We start from the raw sequence: 18341 nt of genomic DNA, 5'->3' as shown, positions 1-18341 counted from the left end.
CGCTCTGCCTGATAAATCGGCAAACTGTCCACTTCCCAATTTTCGGCCAATCCGTTGCCATATGTGATACGGGTTGGTTTCAAAAGTAAAGAGAGTATTCAAGCAAATGGCTTTATTGGTACAGAAATATGGCGGGACTTCGGTGGGAAGCCCCGATCGCATTAAGAATGTGGCCAAACGCATTGCCCGTGCCCGTGCCGAAGGGCACGACGTGGTGGTGGTGGTGTCCGCCATGAGCGGCGAAACCAACCGCCTAGTGGCGTTGGCACACGAAATCCAGGAGTTTCCCGACCCACGCGAAATGGATGTTGTGCTCGCCACCGGTGAGCAGGTAACCATCGGCCTTTTGGCCATGGCGTTGATGGACATCAGCATTCCGGCCAAGAGCTACACCGGCTGGCAGGTGTTGGTGCAAACCGATAATTCCCACACCAAAGCCCGCATCGAATACATCGACGACAGCAAAATGCGTGCCGATTTAGCGGCAGGCAAAGTAGTGATTGTGGCCGGTTTCCAAGGCGTAGATGCCGAAGGCAACATCACCACGCTGGGGCGCGGCGGTTCCGATACTTCCGCCGTGGCGCTGGCCGCCGCACTCCAAGCAGACGAATGCCAAATCTACACCGATGTGGACGGCGTTTACACTACTGACCCGCGCGTGGTGCCCGAAGCGCGGCGCATGAACACCGTATCATTTGAAGAAATGCTCGAATTGGCGAGCCTGGGCAGCAAAGTGCTGCAAATCCGCTCGGTAGAATTTGCCGGCAAATACAAAGTGCGCCTGCGCGTATTGAGCAGCCTCACCGATGGCGGCGAAGGCACCCTGATTACTTACGAGGAAGACCCCAACATGGAAAAAGCCATTGTATCCGGTATCGCATTCGACAAAAACCAAGCCCGCATCAACGTGCGCGACGTTCCCGACAAGCCTGGTATCGCCTATCAGATTTTGGACACAATTTCCGCCGCCAATATTGAAGTGGACATGATTATCCAAAACGCCGGTGAAGAAGGCACCACCGATTTTTCCTTCACCATATCGCGCGGTGACTACCGCCACACGCTCGAGCTTTTGCAAAGTGTGCGGGAAAGTGTTGGCGCATCCGATATCCACGGCGACGACACCGTGTGCAAAGTTTCCATCGTCGGCATCGGCATGCGCTCGCACAGCGATGTGGCCGCCACAATATTCCGCACCCTGGCCGAGGAAAACATCAATATCCAACTGATTTCCACTTCCGAAATCAAAGTTTCCGTGTTGATCGACGAAAAATACCTTGAACTCGCCACCCGCGTGCTGCACAAAGCCTTCGGCCTCGACCGCCAGCAATAACCGCCCTACCCCGCAGCCCCCTCCGGCACGGGGTATTTTTTACCTTGTAAAAACCAAATTTTCATTTTCAGGTAGCCTTTAGGAGGAGAGGCTACCTGAAAACACAACTAAAACGTGGCAAGAGTAAGTTGGCGTTGCTATGCCGACCTTTTATTTATCCGACCTAGCCCGTATTCCGAGTAAAAAAATTTTATCTTTTTGTAAACTATCCATATTCACAAACCACTCTATCCCCGTCGCCACAAAGGCTACCTGAAAACCCTTCCGTTGTTTCCACACACCACCAGCCAACCTACCTAAACACAACAAAACCTAAAATAAATCAACAGAAAACAACACCCCCAACCAAACCGCAATCCTCCACACCTAGGCCACCTCCGCCATTTAACCTCAACCGTTCCACCACTGCGTATACAAACAAACACAGAGTGTCGGCAAATTTCCTCCTACCACGCCCAAGCTACTGCCACATTGCCTAAACCTTGCAATGCAGTAAAATAGTATTTTCCTAACCGTCCCCAAGCAGGAAAGACTTGCCATGAACATCGAAAAAGACACCGTAGTAACTCTGCATTACGAAATGTTTGATGCCAACAACCAGCTAATCGACAAAACAGAAGAGCCCATCGCCTACCTGCATGGCGGTTACGACGGCATTTTCCCGCTGGTGGAAGAAGCGTTGCACGGCAAGACCGTGGGTGAAGAAGTGGACGTAACCCTTTCCCCCGATGATGCATTCGGCGAGCAAGACCCCGAATTGGTGCGCCTTGAGCCGCTCAACGTCTTCCCCGTGGAAGTGGAAGTGGGCATGATGTTTGAAGCAGACGACCCCGAAACCGGCGATACCCTAGTTTACCGCGTAACCGACATTGCCGACGGCAAAGCCGTGGTGGATGGCAACCACTCGCTGGCCGGCATGAAACTGCGTTTTAAAGGCAAAGTAGCCGAAATCCGCCCCGCTACTGCCGAAGAACTCGCCCACGGCCATGCCCATGGTACACACGGCCATCACCACTAACTACCGTATTCGTACAAACAGGCGGGTTGCCACAAGTTGCCACAATAGGCAGCCCGCCTGTTTTTTCTTTCAAAGTTGGAGGCCGTAAACTTTAGCTTCGCAGAAACTCCGCTGTACTTCGTTTTAACTTCGTTGAAACCGCACTTTCAGGTAACCTGAAATCTTTTGGGCTACCTGAAGCAAGCCAAACAAAATATCGGCATAGCAAAGCCGACCGATAACCAACACACCACACAAAAGGCTACCTGAAACCTTTCAGGTAGCCTTTCACATCACAAACAAGCATTACTCAAACGGGCGCACCAGCATCCCGAACATCGCGCGGGCGGTGTTCAACATCTGGCAAGAGAAGCCCCATTCGTTGTCATACCAAGACAACACTTTCACCATATTGCCGTTGGAAACTTTAGTCAGCGTGCTGTCAAATACAGAAGCCTGGGTGGTGTGGTTGAAGTCGGAAGATACCAGCGGCAGGGTGTTGTAGCCCAGCACGCCTTTCAGATCGCCCTCACTGGCGGCTTTCACTAGTGCGTTGATTTCTTCCACGCTGGTATCGCGGCCGGCTTCAAAGGTTAAATCCACCAGCGAAACATTGATGGTGGGCACGCGCACGGCGAAGCCGTCGAGCTTGCCTTTGAGCTCGGGCAGCACCAAGCCCACGGCTTTGGCAGCGCCGGTTTTGGTGGGGATCATGTTTTCCACCGCGCTGCGGGCGCGACGCAGGTCTTTGTGGCACACGTCGGTGAGCACTTGGTCGTTGGTAAAAGCGTGGATGGTGGTCATCAAGCCTTTGGCAATGCCCATGCCATCGGCCAGCACTTTGGCCACGGGTGCCAGGCAGTTGGTAGTGCAGGAAGCATTGGATACAACGGTCATCCCGGGCGTGAGTACTTGGTGGTTCACACCGTATACGATGGTGGCGTCTACATCATCACCGCCAGGCGCGGAAATCAGCACTTTTTTCGCACCAGCTTTGATGTGTGCCGAGCTTTTCTCTTTGCTGGTAAAGGCACCGGTACACTCCAACACCAAATCCACACCCAGCTCTTTCCACGGCAGATCGGCCGGATCACGCTGAGACAAGAAGCGGATTTTGTCGCCGTTCACAATCAAATGGGTTTCGTTGTGCGACACCTCGGCGGCAAAGCGGCCGTACACTGTATCGAATTTGGTCAGGTGAACGTTGGTTTGTAAATCGCCACCGGTATTGATGGCGACGACTTCAAACTGGTCGCGCAAGCCGTATTCGTAAATAGCGCGCAACACCTGGCGGCCGATGCGGCCATAGCCGTTGATGGCAATCTTCAAACTCATATTTACACCTTTCGTAGGTTCTAAGAAAACCCCGCGCCAAACAGCCCGGGCAGACACAAAATAACGAATCGCATTATAGCGGCTTTGCTGGTGAAAACCCACCCCTCGCTGTTTTACCCCCCCTTTACTTTTCCCCGCCGCAGGGTTAAAAAGGCAGTATCATTTCATTCATACTTCTTTACCAATCAAGGAGCAGTTATGCAAAAAGTAGGATTTGTCGGCTGGCGCGGCATGGTCGGCTCGGTTTTGATGCAGCGTATGCGCGAAGAAAACGATTTCGCCCATATCCCCGAGGCCTATTTCTTCACCACCTCCAACGTAGGCGGCAACGCCCCCGATTTCGGCCAGGCCGCCAAAATCCTGCTTGATGCCAACAACCCCGCCGAACTGGCCAAAATGGACATCATCGTTACCTGCCAGGGCGGCGACTACACCAAATCCGTGTATCCCAAGCTGCGCGAATCCGGCTGGAACGGCTACTGGATCGATGCCGCCTCCGCCCTGCGCATGAACGACGATGCCGTCATCGTGCTCGACCCGGTCAACCGCAACGTAATCGATGCCGCCCTGCAAAACGGCGTGAAAAACTACATCGGCGGCAACTGCACCGTTTCCCTCATGCTCATGGGCTTGGGCGGCCTGTTCCAAAACGGCCTGGTGGAATGGGCTTCCTGCATGACCTACCAAGCCGCCTCCGGCGCGGGCGCGAAAAACATGCGCGAACTCATCAACGGCATGGGCGCCATCCACAGCCAAGTGGCCGCCGAACTGGCCGACCCCGCCAGCGCCATCCTCGATATCGACCGCAAAGTATCCGACTTCCTGCGCTCGCCCGACTACCCCAAAGCCAACTTCGGCGTGCCGCTGGCCGGCAGCCTGATTCCGTGGATCGACGTAGACTTGGGCAACGGCCAATCCAAAGAAGAATGGAAAGGCGACGCTGAAACCAACAAAATACTCGGCGGCAGCCGCCCCACCATCGTGGAAGGCCTGTGCGTACGCATCGGCGCCATGCGCTGCCACAGCCAGGCCATCACCCTGAAGCTGAAACAGAATCTGCCCGTATCCGAAATCGAAAGCCTGCTCGCCGGTGCCAACGACTGGGTGAAAGTCGTGCCCAACACCAAAGAAGCCAGCATGCACGAGCTCACCCCCGCCGCCGTTACCGGCACGCTCACCGTGCCCGTAGGCCGCATCCGCAAGCTCGCCATGGGCGGCGAATACATCAGCGCCTTCACCGTGGGCGACCAACTGCTCTGGGGCGCGGCCGAACCCATCCGCCGCATCCTGCGCATCGTATTGGGCAATTTAGATTGATGGTGTCTTAGCCTCAATCCGACAAACACAGGCTACCTGAAAATTTTCAGGTAGCCTGTTTCGTTACTGCCAGCCATTTCGATCACAACAAATCGATCCTCCTCCCCCAATTTGCCAGCCTAACACTCTCCATATTCCGCCTCACGAAACCTAAATTTCCAGCCTGGTCAGCCGCTGTTCGTCATTTCACTACGCACTAACACAAACATTTTGCTGCAGCATCAGCCTGCTACCCAACGAACTACCCGGCCTCACACCTCCATGCAACACAGCCTGTCAGATACATTGGCTCACCTTACCGCATTAGCTGTATTACCTGCAGCTCACCGCCTTATCTGGATTTAACCTTAATCCGCGACACCCTATATCTACTCCTCAAACCAAAGGCTACCTGAAAGCCCAAAACTTTCAGGTAGCCTTTTTTCACTCCAGCAGCGCTATTCCACCGTTACTGATTTAGCCAGATTGCGCGGTTTGTCCACATCCGTGCCGCGCACTAAGGCGGCGTGGTAGGCCAGAAGCTGTACGGGGATGGTGTGTACAATCGGCGAGAGTACACCCACGTGGCGCGGGGTGCGGATGATGTGCACATTGGGGCTGGGCAGGAAGTTGCTGTCCAAATCGGTAAACACAAACAGCTCGCCGCCGCGCGCGCCCACTTCCTGCATATTGGCTTTTACTTTATCCAGCAGGCTGTCGTTCGGCGCAATCACCACCACGGGCATATTCGCATCCACCAGCGCCAAGGGGCCGTGTTTGAGCTCACCGGCGGGGTAGGCTTCGGCATGGATATAAGTGATTTCTTTGAGTTTCAGCGCGCCTTCCAAGGCCACGGGATAGTGGATGCCGCGCCCTAAAAACAGGGCACTGTTTTTCTCAGCGAATTTGTGCGCCCAGGCGGCAATCTGCGGCTCGAGGTTGAGCGCGTGCTGGATACTGCCGGGCAGCTGGCGCAACTCTTCCATATAAGACTGCGCCTGCTGCTCGGAAACATAGCCGCGCATTTTGCCCAAGGTAACCGCCAGTCCGAACAATACCACCAGCTGGGTGGTAAAGGCCTTGGTGGAGGCCACGCCGATTTCTACGCCGGCGCGGGTGTAGAGCACCAGTTCGCTCTCGCGCGGCAGGGCAGATTCCATCACGTTGCACACGGAAAGGCTGTGCTTCTGCCCCAGCAATTGCGCGTATTTCAAGGCTTCCATGGTATCCAGCGTTTCGCCGGATTGGGATACGGTAATCACCAGTTGGTCGGAGCTGGCAATCACGTCGCGGTAGCGGTATTCGCTGGCAATTTCCACATCGGTGGGCACTCTGCCGATGGCTTCCAGCCAGTATTTGGCGGTGAGCGCGGCGTAGTAGGAGGTGCCGCAGGCCAAGATTTTGATGCTGCGGATGTGTTCAAACACTTCTCGCGCTTTGGCACCAAAGTTTTCCGGCTCAAAGCCGCCACCGAGGAATACTTCGGCGGTGTCGGCAATTGCCTTGGGCTGTTCGTGAATTTCCTTCTGCATAAAGTGGCTGTAAGGGCCCAGCTCCAACGAGGTGAGCGACAGCTCGGACACACGCACTTCGCGTTTGGCTTCCTGCCCGCTGCAGTCGACGAGGCGGCGGATGCCTTCGCTGCCCAATTCGGCAATATCGCCGTCTTGCAGATACACGATGCGGCGCGTGAAGGCCACCACGGCAGAAACGTCTGATGCAGCAAAGGTTTCACCCTCGCCCAAGGCCACCAAGAGCGGGCAGCCCATGCGTGCCACCACCAATTCTGCCGGTTTATCCTGCGCCATCACGGCAATCGCATACGCGCCGTGAAAACGCGCACAGGCAGCTTGCACGGCGGCAAACAGCTGGTGTCCGTTGGCGGTGTATTCGCGGTGTACGCTGTGTGCAATCACTTCCGTATCGGTTTGCGATTCAAACACATAGCCCAAGCCTTGCAAGCGGGCGCGTTCTTCCTCGAAATTTTCGATGATGCCGTTGTGCACCACTGCAATCAGGCTACCTGAAATATGCGGATGCGCATTGGGCTCGGTTACACCGCCGTGCGTAGCCCAGCGGGTGTGGCCGATGCCGATGTGGCCGCACAGGCCGGCTACCTTGGCTGCGTCTTCCATCTGCTGCACGCGGCCCACGCGGCGCACGCGCTCGATAACGCCCTGCTCCGTGCCCACTGCAATACCGGAAGAATCATAGCCCCGATACTCCAGCCGCTTCAGGCCGTCGGTGAGAAAATCCACCACATTTTGCTTGGCGCGCACCGCGCCCACAATACCGCACATTGCAAAGCCCTTCTACTATTTGGTTGCCAGCCGCCGAAGCGGCAAAAAATCGGGCAGATTATAGCAAACCAGACTACCTTTCAGTCAGCCCGGTTCGCCAATATTGCCCGCTTCAATACGAAGCCGACACCATCTTACCGTTCCTAAAATTCTGCTGATACAGAATATTGCCATTGATGGCATAAGTGGTAAGCACCCCGTTTTGCGGATGGGCACGGAAATCATACAGGCTCTCGCGGGTGAGCAACATGGCATCGCTGCGCTTCTGCCCGCTCTCGTAAAAATCCTGCACCAAATAACCCCTGCCCTGGCGGCTCAGCAGCCGGCGGTAGTAGCCGCCCTTCACTTCGTTTTGCACTGCCTTGCCCTGCGCATCGAAATACGTTACCACCTGCTCCTCAATAATGCGCAAACCGCCCAAATCCTGCACATTGCTGCCGTTATTCCGGCTGCCAACCGGAATACTCAAGCCCGTGCCCACGCCTAGATAGCGGCCGGTAAAGCCCAAGCCCAGCAGCACATTGCTGCCCGAACAGCCGGCCAACAACACAACGCAGGCGGCAGCCGCAAAATTCCGTTGTTTCATCATCATTCCCCCTTGAACCCAATCAAAATCAATGCCCGATTATAACCCTTTTGAATAAACCGATATAATGCCCCTCTTCCCATTTTTCAGGTAGCCTCATCCCATGATCAGCAAGCTCACCGGCAAACTCATCGAAGCCATCCCCCCGCAAGTCGTTATCGACGTAAACGGCGTCGCCTACGAAGCCGACGTTTCTATGCAAACCTTCTACACCCTGCCCCCCGTGGGCGAAACCGTCTCGCTCTACACCCAGCTCATCGTGCGCGAAGATGCCCACCTCCTCTTCGGCTTCGGCAGCCACAGCGAACGCAACACCTTCCGCCAACTCATCAAAGTGAGCGGCATCGGCGCCAAAACGGCGCTCGGCATCCTCTCCGCCATGAGCGCCGACGAGCTTGCTGCCGTCATCGCCGCCGAAGACATCAAACGCCTCTCCTCCGCCCCCGGCATCGGCAAGAAAACCGCCGAACGCATGGTGCTCGAACTGCGCGGCAAACTCACCGCCTCCGGCAGTGCCCAAGCCCAGCCTGCCGCCCAAGCAGGCGATAGCAGCGAAGACATCGTCAGCACCCTGCTCGCCCTGGGCTACAACGAAAAAGAAGCCCGCGCCGCCGCCAAAGGTATCCCGCCCGACACCGAAGTGGGCGAAGGCGTGCGTTTAGCCCTAAAAAACCTGCTGAAATAACCAGATAAAGGCTACCTGAAATTTATCGGACCATTTTCAGGTAGCCCCTTATATGGCAAATTAACACACTACCCAAGCAAGGCGAACCAATACCATAGCAAAAGTTAAGCGAATTGGCGCCGCCCAGCCAAAGGCTACCTAAAACCCACCGCAAAGGAACCCCACCATGCCCCGCATCGGCCTCTTCGGCGGCACCTTCGACCCCATCCATAACGGCCACCTGCACATTGCCCGCAGCTTTGCCGACGAGCTGGATTTAGAAAGCGTCATCCTCCTGCCCGCCGGCGACCCCTACCACAAAACCACCCCCCGCACCGCCGCCCAGCACCGCCTAGCTATGGCCGAAATCGCCGCCCAAGCCGATTCCCGCCTCGCCGTGAGCGACTGCGACATCGTCCGACAAGGCGCCACCTACACCCACGAAACCGTGCAAATCTTCCGCCAACACTTCCCCGCTGCCGAGCTCTGGCTGCTCATCGGCATGGACAGCCTGTTGCAACTGCACACCTGGCATCGTTGGCAAAACCTCGTGCGCCAATGCCGCATGGCCGCCGCCCCCCGCCCCGGCAGCAACCTCGCCCAAGCTCCTGCCCCACTCCAAAGTTGGCTAGCCGAAGCCCTACCCCAAGGCCGCCTACACATCCTGCAAGCCGAGCCGCTACCCATCAGCTCCAGCCAAATCCGCCAACAGCTCGCCACCGAACACACCAGCCCCGACATCCCCCCCGCCGTGCTCGGCTACATCCGGCAACACCAACTGTATTGCCATATCGGCACATAAACTTTCATGTAGCCTCTTTCAAAAGCAAAGACTACCTGAAATTTTCTCCACGCTGTTTTCAGGTAGCCTTTCCTCCGCGCCAAGCGATAAAATGCCACCCGTTTTCCACCCTAATCAAGCCAAGGATCAACATGCAATTCCATCTATACTCCGCCGCACTGCCCGCCAACCAAGTCGCCCGCCTGTTTTTGTGCACCGCCGCACCGGCCGATGAAACCGCCGCCCTGCTCTACGGCACGCTCACCGAAAGCGAACCTTTTGCCGCCGCCCGCATTCCCGTTAACGGTGGCTTTGCCGACACCGCCGTGCTCAAACTCGACAATACAGGGCGCGACACGCTGGCCAAAGCCTTCCGCCATGCCGCCGGTTGGGCACAGAAACAGCCCGTGCTTGCCATCGACTTAAGCACCTTCTCCGCCGCCGAATTGGCCGATACTCTCAATGTGCTCACTACCGCGCTGGGCGAAGCCGTATACCGTTTCGACCGCTTCAAAAAAACCGCCAAACCCGCCGCCCTGCAGCAAGCCGATTTCTACGCCCCCGCGGCCGATAAATCCGCCCAAGATGCGCTCGGCCGCGCCCAAGCCCTACTGTACGGCATCAATCTGTGCAAAGACCTCGGCAACACCGCCGGCAACATCTGCACACCCGCCTATTTGGCCGACACTGCCCGCGCCGAAGCCCAAGCCGCAGGCGCATCCGCCAAAATCATCGGGGCAGACTACATCCGCGAACACATGGGATCATTTTGGTCGGTAGCCAAAGGCAGCGCCCAAGAGCCGCGCTTAATCGAGCTTTCCTACTTCGGCGCGCCCGATAAAAACGCCGCGCCCGTCGTACTGGTAGGCAAAGGCGTAACCTTCGACAGCGGCGGCATCTCCCTCAAGCCCGGTGCCGAAATGGACGAAATGAAATTCGACATGTGCGGCGCCGCCAGCGTGATCGGCACCTTCATTGCCGCCGCCCGCGCCAAACTGCCCATCAACCTCATCGCTGTTGCCCCCGCCTGCGAAAACATGCCCGATGCCGCCGCCAACAAGCCCGGCGATATTGTAACCGCCATGGACGGCACCACTATCGAAGTCCTCAACACTGATGCCGAAGGCCGCCTGATCCTGTGCGACGCCCTCACCTACGCCGCCCAATTCAAGCCTGCCGCCCTCATCGACGTGGCCACCCTTACCGGCGCCTGCGTCATCGCGCTGGGCAGCGCCGCCAGCGGCCTGGTGGCCAACAATCAGGAATTGGCCAACAGCCTGCTCGAAGCCGCCCGCCAAAGCGGCGACAAAGCCTGGCAGCTGCCCTTGTTTGAAGAATACAGTGAGCAGCTCAAATCCAACTTTGCCGACCTGCAAAATATCGGCGGCCGCCCCGCCGGCACCCTCACCGCCGCCGCCTTCCTCGCCCACTTCACCAAAGAGCAACCCTGGGCGCACCTCGACATCGCCGGCACTGCCTGGAAATCCGGCAAAGAAAAAGGCGCCACCGGCCGCCCCGTTCCGCTCTTATGGCAATACCTCTGCAACCTAGCCGGCGTGTAAAGCAGCAGCCATAAGTTTCAGGTAGCCTGCTGTGGCAAGAAGCAGGCTACCTGAAACCTAACTCCCACCAAACCAACCTTATCCTCACTGCCACCCTCAGTGCCGCCCATGCTGCACCTATCAACGAAGCCCAACTCGGCGGCCACTGGCGCTGCATCACTGAATACCCCGACATCTACGCTACCGTTACCGACAGTCTCACCCTACGCCTCAACCACCACGCCGGCTGCATCGGCGACTATACCTTCCGCCGCTAAGGCCTCAACTTCGGTTCCCGGCAAAGCGACAACGGCACCTAATTGTCCAAATTGTCCAACGACACCCCAACCTTCATCTGGAATAGCAGCCATGCCCGCCCGCAGCACGATGCTGCCATCCGCCAAGCCATCGGCAACGATCCTGAGCTCCGCAACATAGAGCACCGCATCGCCATCATCCTCGATAGTGATCACCAGGCCAAAACCATCACTCCGCACATCGACAGCCTTGACACCGACACCATGCCTCAAACCCAAATCGACGACCAAACCGGCAAAGAAATGACATAATGCCCCCTGCCGCCGCCTACCAAACTGAAGCGTTGCCCAAACCGGTAGGGTGGCTTCAATTCTCCCATGCCAGGAAAACACTAAACTCATTTATTTACACCCACTCTGTTTTATTTTCCATTTTTCAGGTAGTATCCCATCCCGAAAGGCTACCTGAAATATAATTCCCTTCACAACTCAAGGATTTTCATGAGAAAACTACTTCCCCTCCTACTTGCCCTCTCCGCCCTGCCCACTGCGCTCTATGCCGCACCGGCCGATGATGCTGCGCGTATTAGCACGCTAGAGCGGCGCATTGCCAGTTTGGAAGCGCGTATCGCCGTGCTGGAGCGCAATCAGTCTGCCCGCAACAGCGGCGTGCGCGAAGTCATCATTGAACACCGGGCAGGCCGCAATACTGCTTATGTGTGCAGCGTTACCCCGTTCCGCAAAACCTATGAGGCCACCAGCCACAATGAAGGCCTTGCCCGCGCCCAAGTCCGCCGCGCCTGCCAGGCTGAGCAAAATGCGATTTTCTGCACGGATTCGGATATTCAGTGCCGCCGTTATGATTGATTCAGACAGATGTGGCTATAGCCAATTAAATGACAATCGATACAAGGCGGCGAGCTGCAGGCAGTACAGCTAGTACGGCAAGATGAGCCAACGCGGTATTGGAAGTTAAGTTGATTGGCTATACAAGGCTATAAAAACAGGCTACCTGAAAGCATAGCTTCAACCAAGCTAGATCTTTCAGGTAGCTTCTTGACTATTAGCAAAATGTTTTCAGGTAGTCTTTCTATCCTGAACCGCAAACTTTTCATCAGCCATTTCAAGCCAGCGCACCCCAAACGGGCGCAAACCCACCAGCAGCGCCCCCGCATTCTCATTTCTGCCACACATACAAAAAGGCTACCTGAAATTTTTCAGGTAGCCTTTTCTCTCCAATATTCAAACCTGCCTTATGCGCCTAAGAACCAGAATTTCAATGCCCACAATACGGCTACACCCCACACCATCGGCGGTACATCGCGGGATCGGCCGCAGCACAGTTTCACCAAGGCATAGCTGATGAAGCCCATGGCGATACCGTCGGCAATCGAATAGGAAAACGGCATAAACACCATGGTGAGAAAGGCGGGTGCGGCTTCAGTCATGTCGTTCCAGTCGATTTCCGTGGCCGAGCGCATCATGTGGATGCCGATATACAACAGTGCCGGCGCGGTGGCGAAGGCGGGCACGGCTTCGGCCAGCGGTGAAAACCACAGGCAGGCGAGCATCAGCACGCCCACGGTAACGGCAGTAAGCCCGGTGCGGCCGCCCGCAGCCACGCCGGAGGCGCTTTCCACATAAGGCGTGGTAGAGGAAGTGCCCAGAGCCGCCCCAGCCACGATGGCCACGGAATCGGCAAACAGGGCTTTTTTCAAGCGCGGCAGCTTGCCGTTTTCCAACAGGCCGGCACGGTGCGCCACGCCCACCAGCGTGCCGGTGCTATCAAACAAATCCACTAGGAAAAATACGAAAATCACCGCAATCAGGCTACCTGAAAACAGATGGTTGAAATCCATCTGCATAAAGGTGGGCGCCATGCTGGGAATGGCCGACACCACGCGCTCGAAGCGGGTCAGCCCCAGTGGCACCGCCAGCAGGGTAACGCCCAAAATGCCGATGATGATGGCGCCGCGCACGCGGAAATAATCCAGCACCACGATGATGAAAAAGCCCAGCAGTGCCAAAAGCATCGGCCAATTCGGCGTATACACGCCCGGCTGCCCTTCCACCGGCAGGCGGAATTCGCCCATGTGCACCAGCGTGGCCTCATTGCCCACTACCACGCCCGAGCCTTTGAGCGCAATCAGCGCCAAAAACAGGCCGATACCGGCGGCAATCGCCATTTTCAGGCTCATCGGCAGCGCGTTCACCAACATTTCGCGCACTTTCAAAAAGCTGAACAAAATAAAGATAATGCCAGACACAAACACCGCTGCCAGCGCCACCTGCCACGGCACACCCATGCCTTTGACCACGCTGAAGGTGAAATAGGCATTCAGCCCCATGCCGGGTGCCAGCGCAATCGGATAATTGGCCAGCGCGCCCATAATCAGGCAGCCGATGGCGGCGGAAATGCAAGTGGCCACAAATACCGCGCCGAAATCCATCCCCGCCTGCGACAGGGTGTGCGGATTCACCACGACGATGTAGCACATGGTGAGGAAGGTGGTGAGCCCCGCCATCAGCTCGGTGCGGATGGTGGTTTTGTTTTCGGAAAGTTTGAAATAACGGTCTAGAAAGGATTGCATGATGTTTCAAGTGTGGTTGGGAAAAGGGTTGAGATAAAGGGTTCTTGCAGGATTAAGCTCCGGTTTTATTTTCAGATAGCCTCAAGGGTTGCCTGCGGAAGGCTACCTGAAAACTATCTGCTATCAATCTTTGCTGCCGGGATGCAAGGCTAACCGCGCCATCCATTCGGCAATCTATTCTGTTTCGACAGCCTGTTGTTGGTGGCTGGTTATCCAAGATTGCGTTTGCTCGTGTAGCGGCATAATCGGCTGTTTGTCGTTTGACTGCTCTAGCGCTTTGCGCATGATACTCCGTCCGGCAATATCACGATAAGCGCATAAATCTGCTTTATTTTCCGCATAGCATTGCGCAATATAGCCAACAAACTGCTGCATCACTTGCCCGCGCATTTCGCTTTCCCAGCGGGCCGCCTGCTGCTTATCGGCAAGTAGTCGGTCGAACTCGCTCTGCTGTTCCGGCGTCATGGCAAGAAAGTGATCCACTACCAGGCTGGATGCCTGCTCACCCAAATATTGGGCGGCCATCCGTGCCTGCCGGGCAAACACCAACTGATCAAGCCTTTCGGCATCCTTTGCATAAGCTGGCGCAAGCAAGCATAGCGATAATGTGGCCGCCATCATTTGCTTCATCATTTTCAGGTAGCCTCAGTGGTTAGCCGCGCGGCCGGCGTACGGTTTTATCCATCCAATCAAACAGTTCGTCTAAGTCGTAATCGCCGCTGTGCGGTACGTCCCACGGCAGGGCGAAATCCACCCGTTTGCCGCTGTTTTGCAGCTTGGCGGTGAGGATGGCGGCTATGGCCAGCGAGGTATCGCTATCGGCAGTGCCAACGCGGATACGCCAATGCTGTGGCGCGGTGTGGCGGCTAATGTAGTGCATCGGGTTCATCAGCTTCACCGCCTGCGGGTCGGCCAAGGTGGCTTGCGCATTGGCGCGGTGTTGATAGGAGAAGGCAGTGAAGTGCTGTTTGTCAGTGGTGGCGGTGCTGAACAGTTGGTTTTCGCCGCTGCTCAAATCCAGCGCATCGAAAGCGGGCGGGGTTTTCTGGCGGCCGGCGGCACGGGCATAGGCGGAAAAGTCCACGGCACTCACTTTGCCGTTGCGGATAGTGAGCCAGTTGCGGCTGCTCAAGTCTTTGCCTGCATCCAGCTGGCTTTGGGCCGAGCGGCGCAGGAAGGAGGCAACATAGTTTTTAAAGCTGCCGTTACCCTGCGCGTCTAACCGCAGTACCCGGCCTTGCGGATCACGCAGGCGCAGGCTGTTCACATAGGCTGGGAATTGGGCTTTAAGGCTACCTGAAATTTGGATTTGCTCATTGGTGAGCGTGCCGTTTACCAATTTGCGTTCAACATGGTAATCGATCATGGAAATATCCATTTTTTGGTAGTCATTCACGCCGTTAAACTGCCATTCATAGGCAGCATCGGCATGATCTAAAATGGAAATCGGGCAATAGGCGGAAACGGCGAAAATATGGTCTTTGGTCGGAGCGGCACCAAGCTGTTGCAGATAGGGCTCGTAGTCGGCTTGATTGCCGCTGGCACCGAGCAACACAGATAAAGCACCGCCCGCACTGGTGCCGTTAGAGATGATTTTTTTCAGCATCACCTGCCATCACCGCATCGTTGAAACGCAAATAACGCACGGCTGCTTTCAAATCGACAATGGCAGCAGGCGCTTTGCCGGTGGCGGCGGTGCGGCCACGCGCGCCGGGCGAGGCCACCACATAGCCTCTGGCCAAAGCAACCTGCATGGCGTCAACCTGCCCTTCTTTGCTTGGGCCGAAACCACCCTTCCCCGGCACACCGGCTTTGGCCGGCATATAGTCGCCGATTTGGTTGGGCAGGAAGATGGGCGAGGTTTGCGCGGTGTAGCCGTTGATACTGCCACCGCTGAAATAGGCTTCGGGGATGTAGATATTGATGGTTTGATAAGCACTGTCGGCCGGATTAGCCACATACACGATATTTTCATAAGCACGATAAGCCACGGTTTGGCCGTTCACTACGGTGCTTTGGCGGGTGTAGGTTTGAGTACGGAAATCGAGGCTATGTACTTGCCCGGCCTGCTCAGTTTGTGCCATGCCGCTGCCGCAAGCCAACGCTAAGATACCGACCAACAGGGTGGGTTTGAATTTCATCATGTCATCCCTTTCTACATGCTCGAAAAGTGTGATTGTACGCCTAAAATGCTAACAGGCTACCTGAAAACGAGTCTCCGAAAGATGACTGGTTTCTATGAAACTAAAATCTATGGATGCGTTTTTCAGGTAGCCTGTTATTTACTCCACCAACTCGCCGCGTAACGAGAAGGTAAAAGCTTCGGTAATTTCGATCTCTACCATTTGATTGATGAGCGACACATCGCCGGTAAAGTTCACCACGCGGTTGTTGGCAGTGCGGGCTTGGAGCTGGTCGGGATCTTTTTTGGAGATGCCTTCCACCAAACAGCGCTGCACCGTGCCGAGCATGGTTTGGTTGATGCGGGCGGTTTCGGCCTCGATCACTTCGTTCAGCGCTTCGAGGCGGCGCACTTTTTCTTCGTGCGGCGTGTCGTCGGGCAGGTTGGCCGCGGGCGTGCCGGGGCGCGGGCTGTAAATGAAGACGAAGCTCAAATCGAAGGCGATGTCTTTCACCAGCTTCAGGGTTTGCTCAAACTCGCGCTCGGTTTCACCGGGGAAGCCGACGATGAAGTCGCTGCTCAGACACAAGTCGGGGCGGATGGCGCGCAGTTTGCGGATGATGGATTTGTATTCCAAGGCGGTGTAGCCGCGTTTCATTGCGCTCAATACGCGGTCGGAACCGCTCTGAATCGGCAGGTGCAGGTGCGACACCAGCTTAGGTAGGTCGCGGTAGCACTCGATAATCGAGTCGGTAAACTCGCGCGGGTGGCTGGTGGTGAAGCGCAGGCGTTCGATGCCGGGAATTTCGTGGACAATGCGCAGCAGGGTGGCGAAGTCGCAGATTTCGCCGTTATCCATTTCGCCGCGATAGGCGTTCACGTTCTGCCCCAACAAGTTGATTTCTTTCACACCTTGCTGTGCCAGGCCGGCGATTTCGGTGAGCACGTCGCCCAGCGGGCGGGAGAATTCTTCGCCGCGTGTGTAGGGCACCACGCAGAAGCTGCAATATTTGGAGCAGCCTTCCATGATGGAGATAAACGCGCTGCCGCCGTCCACACGGGCGGGGGGCAGGTGATCGAATTTTTCGATTTCGGGGAAGGAAATATCCACCTGCGAATGGCCGGTGGTTTCTTTATCCACAATCATTTTGGGCAGGCGGTGTAGGGTTTGCGGGCCGAATACCACGTCCACATAAGGCGCGCGCTCAATAATTGCTGCGCCTTCCTGCGAGGCGACGCAGCCTGCCACACCGATGATCACATTGGGATTTTTCTGTTTGATAGGTTTGATGCGGCCGAGGTCGGAAAACACTTTTTCCTGCGCTTTTTCGCGCACGGAGCAGGTGTTAAACAGAATAATGTCGGCGTTGTCCGGCTCGGCAACCTGCTCGATGCCGCCGTGTCCTTCGGCGAGGACGGCGAGCATTTTGTCGCTGTCGTATTCGTTCATTTGGCAGCCGAAGGTGCGGATATAGACTTTTTTCATGGTTTGTTTCTTCTTTCAGGTGTCCCGTAATTGCGGGGCTGATGGTTTGCGGAGGCGGCATTATACGCAGTGCGCCTCAGAATGAAAAGGCGGAGTTAAAACAAAATGATGTAGTATGATTTAAGGCTACCTGAACTCCTGCCAAATCGAAGAAGTTCAGATAGCCTTTTGAGGCCAAACCAGCGCTGCATAACAAACGGCAGGTTGGCACACACCAAGGCCACCAGCAACAGCAGATACATGGCCGCAGTCATCGCCCTGCCCAATGTCGGTTTAGAATGTTTTTAGTGCATAACGCGTCTTTCGATTTAATCGAAACGCATTTCGACATAACCGGAAATAGAGAAGCCTTTGCAGAAGGAGTGGCCAACGAAGCCGTAGTTGGCAAGGATGTGGCACAAGTCGGGATGATTTTCGAAGACGATGCTGTACCGGCGTGTGTCATCTCCACCGCAGCAAGCCAAGCCGAAGGTTACCGGCCACAGCGAACCAATGCACACATAGTTGAGCACAGTATCCCCACTGGGGATGATGAAACCCTTTAATTCAGAATGCATTCTGCTCCCATTCCAGCGCTCCTTTTTTCCACTCGTATACAAAACCCACACCGAGCACGACGATGAAGACAAACATCGACCAGAAGGCAAACTGCCCCGACTGAGCCAGCAAATCTTTGAACACCACTGCCCACGGAATCATAAATGCCACTTCCAAATCAAACAGGATGAACAAAATCGCCACCAAGTAATAACGCACGTCAAACTTCATACGCGCGTTTTCAAACGCCTCGAAGCCGCACTCGAACGGCTGGTCTTTTTCGGCATAGTGGCGCTTGGTGCCCAGCAGCGTACCGAGCAGGATAAACAGCACGCCGGCAATCAGGCCGACCAAAATAAAGACAAAAACGGGAAAATAGTTAGCCAACATGGTTTGCACTCTGAAGATAGACATAAAAATGCAGGTAAAACCAACGCGCATTGTAACCAAATTTTTTTCCGCATTCAAAATAAACAGGCTAAAAAGCACAATATTATCATTATATTATAATGATA

The 18341-nt window shown here is 55.7% G+C and carries 16 protein-coding genes and 3 pseudogenes; 8 read left to right on the top strand and 11 right to left on the bottom strand.

The genetic code is table 11. The annotated features are described in order from the left end of the window. Positions 1 to 106: 106 nt before the first annotated feature. On the top strand, positions 107 to 1333 hold the full coding sequence (locus A7P96_RS03925) for an aspartate kinase (RefSeq protein WP_067524904.1): 1227 nt from the start codon (positions 107 to 109) through the stop codon (positions 1331 to 1333). Positions 1334 to 1871: 538 nt separating this feature from the next. Continuing rightward, the gene (locus tag A7P96_RS03920) at positions 1872 to 2351 is read left to right on the top strand and encodes a peptidylprolyl isomerase (RefSeq protein WP_067447141.1); all 480 of its coding nucleotides are present in this window, start codon (positions 1872 to 1874) and stop codon (positions 2349 to 2351) included. A gap of 285 nt (positions 2352 to 2636) precedes the next feature. Here A7P96_RS03920 and gap read toward each other — a convergent pair whose 3' ends face one another. After that, positions 2637 to 3665, bottom strand: a complete 1029-nt coding sequence (gap, locus tag A7P96_RS03915) for a type I glyceraldehyde-3-phosphate dehydrogenase (protein ID WP_067442452.1) — start codon at positions 3663 to 3665, stop codon at positions 2637 to 2639. Between the two features lie 198 nt (positions 3666 to 3863). Between gap and asd the strand changes: the two genes are divergently transcribed. Then, a complete protein-coding gene (asd, locus tag A7P96_RS03910; RefSeq protein WP_067524902.1) occupies positions 3864 to 4982 on the top strand; it encodes an aspartate-semialdehyde dehydrogenase in 1119 nt (372 codons plus the stop codon). A 437-nt stretch (positions 4983 to 5419) separates the two neighbouring features. Here asd and glmS read toward each other — a convergent pair whose 3' ends face one another. Then, the gene (gene glmS / locus A7P96_RS03905) at positions 5420 to 7261 is read right to left on the bottom strand and encodes a glutamine--fructose-6-phosphate transaminase (isomerizing) (RefSeq protein ID WP_067524898.1); all 1842 of its coding nucleotides are present in this window, start codon (positions 7259 to 7261) and stop codon (positions 5420 to 5422) included. A gap of 112 nt (positions 7262 to 7373) precedes the next feature. Beyond that, positions 7374 to 7847, bottom strand: coding sequence for a NemA protein (locus A7P96_RS03900; protein WP_067524927.1), 474 nt, complete (start codon positions 7845 to 7847; stop codon positions 7374 to 7376). A 103-nt stretch (positions 7848 to 7950) separates the two neighbouring features. On the opposite strand from A7P96_RS03900, the gene ruvA reads away from it, so the two are divergent. The 5 genes from ruvA to A7P96_RS03875 all read left to right on the top strand — a co-directional run bounded on the left by ruvA (position 7951) and on the right by A7P96_RS03875 (position 11957). Next, on the top strand, positions 7951 to 8532 hold the full coding sequence (gene ruvA / locus A7P96_RS03895; protein ID WP_067524896.1) for a Holliday junction branch migration protein RuvA: 582 nt from the start codon (positions 7951 to 7953) through the stop codon (positions 8530 to 8532). Between the two features lie 166 nt (positions 8533 to 8698). Beyond that, on the top strand, positions 8699 to 9313 hold the full coding sequence (gene nadD / locus A7P96_RS03890) for a nicotinate (nicotinamide) nucleotide adenylyltransferase (protein ID WP_067524894.1): 615 nt from the start codon (positions 8699 to 8701) through the stop codon (positions 9311 to 9313). Positions 9314 to 9444: 131 nt separating this feature from the next. Then, positions 9445 to 10854, top strand: a complete 1410-nt coding sequence (locus A7P96_RS03885) for a leucyl aminopeptidase (RefSeq protein WP_067524893.1) — start codon at positions 9445 to 9447, stop codon at positions 10852 to 10854. Positions 10855 to 11153: 299 nt separating this feature from the next. Next, positions 11154 to 11402 (top strand): hypothetical protein, encoded by a 249-nt coding sequence (locus A7P96_RS03880; RefSeq protein WP_067524891.1) that lies wholly within the window; start codon positions 11154 to 11156, stop codon positions 11400 to 11402. A 189-nt stretch (positions 11403 to 11591) separates the two neighbouring features. After that, entirely contained in the window at positions 11592 to 11957 is a 366-nt protein-coding gene (locus A7P96_RS03875; protein ID WP_067524889.1) for a hypothetical protein, read from the top strand. A gap of 386 nt (positions 11958 to 12343) precedes the next feature. Here A7P96_RS03875 and A7P96_RS03870 read toward each other — a convergent pair whose 3' ends face one another. The 8 genes and pseudogenes from A7P96_RS03870 to A7P96_RS03845 form a co-directional block, all read right to left on the bottom strand. After that, on the bottom strand, positions 12344 to 13681 hold the full coding sequence (locus A7P96_RS03870) for an NCS2 family permease (protein ID WP_067524887.1): 1338 nt from the start codon (positions 13679 to 13681) through the stop codon (positions 12344 to 12346). Between the two features lie 174 nt (positions 13682 to 13855). Further along, positions 13856 to 14314, bottom strand: coding sequence for a hypothetical protein (locus A7P96_RS03865; protein ID WP_067524883.1), 459 nt, complete (start codon positions 14312 to 14314; stop codon positions 13856 to 13858). Positions 14315 to 14333: 19 nt separating this feature from the next. Next, a pseudogene (locus tag A7P96_RS03860) lies at positions 14334 to 15825 on the bottom strand (subtype B tannase). Positions 15826 to 15963: 138 nt separating this feature from the next. Continuing rightward, positions 15964 to 17289, bottom strand: coding sequence for a tRNA (N6-isopentenyl adenosine(37)-C2)-methylthiotransferase MiaB (gene miaB / locus A7P96_RS03855; protein ID WP_067524881.1), 1326 nt, complete (start codon positions 17287 to 17289; stop codon positions 15964 to 15966). Between the two features lie 95 nt (positions 17290 to 17384). Continuing rightward, on the bottom strand, positions 17385 to 17531 hold the full coding sequence (locus A7P96_RS11160) for a DUF2818 family protein (RefSeq protein WP_231863629.1): 147 nt from the start codon (positions 17529 to 17531) through the stop codon (positions 17385 to 17387). 69 nt (positions 17532 to 17600) lie between these two features. Beyond that, positions 17601 to 17720 (bottom strand): annotated as a pseudogene (locus tag A7P96_RS11485) (NADH-quinone oxidoreductase subunit C); the annotation flags it as partial. Then, positions 17714 to 17929, bottom strand: a pseudogene (locus tag A7P96_RS11480) (NADH-quinone oxidoreductase subunit B); the annotation flags it as partial. The pseudogenes A7P96_RS11485 and A7P96_RS11480, both read right to left, overlap by 7 nt. Then, positions 17836 to 18216, bottom strand: a complete 381-nt coding sequence (locus tag A7P96_RS03845; RefSeq protein WP_067524925.1) for an NADH-quinone oxidoreductase subunit A — start codon at positions 18214 to 18216, stop codon at positions 17836 to 17838. The pseudogene A7P96_RS11480 and the gene A7P96_RS03845, both read right to left, overlap by 94 nt. Between the last annotated feature and the right edge of the window lie 125 nt (positions 18217 to 18341).

The sequence above is a fragment of the Eikenella sp. NML03-A-027 genome (assembly GCF_001648395.1).
In the GTDB taxonomy this organism is placed as follows: Bacteria; Pseudomonadota; Gammaproteobacteria; order Burkholderiales; family Neisseriaceae; genus Eikenella; species Eikenella exigua.
This window is presented reverse-complemented; position numbering and strand designations above follow the sequence as displayed.

What these genes read in the sequence shown, in the direction of transcription:
- A7P96_RS03900 (WP_067524927.1), bottom strand. Translation starts at nt 7,847, where the DNA reads ATGAAACAACGGAATTTTGCGGCTGCCGCCTGCGTTGTGTTGTTGGCC.
- ruvA (WP_067524896.1), top strand. Translation starts at nt 7,951, where the DNA reads ATGATCAGCAAGCTCACCGGCAAACTCATCGAAGCCATCCCCCCGCAA.
- A7P96_RS03920 (WP_067447141.1), top strand. Translation starts at nt 1,872, where the DNA reads ATGAACATCGAAAAAGACACCGTAGTAACTCTGCATTACGAAATGTTT.
- asd (WP_067524902.1), top strand. Translation starts at nt 3,864, where the DNA reads ATGCAAAAAGTAGGATTTGTCGGCTGGCGCGGCATGGTCGGCTCGGTT.
- A7P96_RS03870 (WP_067524887.1), bottom strand. Translation starts at nt 13,681, where the DNA reads ATGCAATCCTTTCTAGACCGTTATTTCAAACTTTCCGAAAACAAAACC.
- A7P96_RS03875 (WP_067524889.1), top strand. Translation starts at nt 11,592, where the DNA reads ATGAGAAAACTACTTCCCCTCCTACTTGCCCTCTCCGCCCTGCCCACT.
- A7P96_RS11160 (WP_231863629.1), bottom strand. Translation starts at nt 17,531, where the DNA reads ATGTATCTGCTGTTGCTGGTGGCCTTGGTGTGTGCCAACCTGCCGTTT.
- A7P96_RS03845 (WP_067524925.1), bottom strand. Translation starts at nt 18,216, where the DNA reads ATGTTGGCTAACTATTTTCCCGTTTTTGTCTTTATTTTGGTCGGCCTG.
- A7P96_RS03885 (WP_067524893.1), top strand. Translation starts at nt 9,445, where the DNA reads ATGCAATTCCATCTATACTCCGCCGCACTGCCCGCCAACCAAGTCGCC.
- A7P96_RS03865 (WP_067524883.1), bottom strand. Translation starts at nt 14,314, where the DNA reads ATGATGAAGCAAATGATGGCGGCCACATTATCGCTATGCTTGCTTGCG.
- gap (WP_067442452.1), bottom strand. Translation starts at nt 3,665, where the DNA reads ATGAGTTTGAAGATTGCCATCAACGGCTATGGCCGCATCGGCCGCCAG.
- miaB (WP_067524881.1), bottom strand. Translation starts at nt 17,289, where the DNA reads ATGAAAAAAGTCTATATCCGCACCTTCGGCTGCCAAATGAACGAATAC.
- nadD (WP_067524894.1), top strand. Translation starts at nt 8,699, where the DNA reads ATGCCCCGCATCGGCCTCTTCGGCGGCACCTTCGACCCCATCCATAAC.
- A7P96_RS03925 (WP_067524904.1), top strand. Translation starts at nt 107, where the DNA reads ATGGCTTTATTGGTACAGAAATATGGCGGGACTTCGGTGGGAAGCCCC.
- glmS (WP_067524898.1), bottom strand. Translation starts at nt 7,261, where the DNA reads ATGTGCGGTATTGTGGGCGCGGTGCGCGCCAAGCAAAATGTGGTGGAT.